This window comes from Streptomyces sp. YS-3, from assembly GCF_045257485.1.
Classification (GTDB): domain Bacteria; phylum Actinomycetota; class Actinomycetes; order Streptomycetales; family Streptomycetaceae; genus Streptomyces.
The window spans coordinates 1-663 of sequence record NZ_JBJHPC010001167.1; the positions used below are offsets into that span (position 1 = coordinate 1).

1 protein-coding gene is annotated in these 663 nt (G+C 74.4%); it reads right to left on the minus strand.

What is annotated here, in order from left to right:
- Positions 1 to 14: 14 nt before the first annotated feature.
- Positions 15 to 663: protocatechuate 3,4-dioxygenase subunit beta (pcaH, locus tag ACJA3G_RS38130; RefSeq protein ID WP_406557566.1), on the minus strand; the 649-nt coding region annotated here is incomplete at its 5' end.

Here is a 663-nt window from a genome sequence, read left to right on the forward strand (position 1 = left end):
GGGGGTGGGGGGCCTCACCGTTCCTCCTCGCGGGCGGTGGCCGAGGGTCCGTCGAGCACGATGTCCCAGCGGTAGCCCAGCGACTCGTCGGGGACGGAGAGTTCCGGGTCGTACGCCGCCACCAGACGGCTGCGCGCGGCCTCGTCGGGGACCGCGAGCAGGATCGGGTCGAGGTCGAGGAGCGGGTCGCCGGGGAAGTACATCTGGGTGATCAGCCGCTGGGTGAAGGCGGTCCCGAAGAGCGAGAAGTGGATGTGCGCGGGCCGCCAGGCGTTCTCGTGGTTCTGCCAGGGGTAGGCGCCCGGTTTGACGGTGGTGAAGGCGTACCGCCCGTCCGCGTCGGTGAGGCAGCGGCCGACGCCGGTGAAGTGCGGGTCCAGGGGCGCGCGGTGCCGGTCGAGCTGATGGGCGTACCGCCCGGCCGCGTTGGCCTGCCAGATCTCGGTGAGCTGGCCCGCCACGGGCCGTCCCCACCGGTCCATGACTCGGCCGCTGACCGTGATGCGCTCCCCCAGCGGCTCGCCCCGGTGGTGCGCGGTCAGGTCGTGGTCGAGCGGGCCCACGTCGGTGGCGCCGAAGACCGGCCCGTACAGCTCGACGGCGTCCGGGTCGCGCACCGGCAGCGGCGGGCGGCGGGGGTGGCGCAGCCGGCTGCCCACGTAC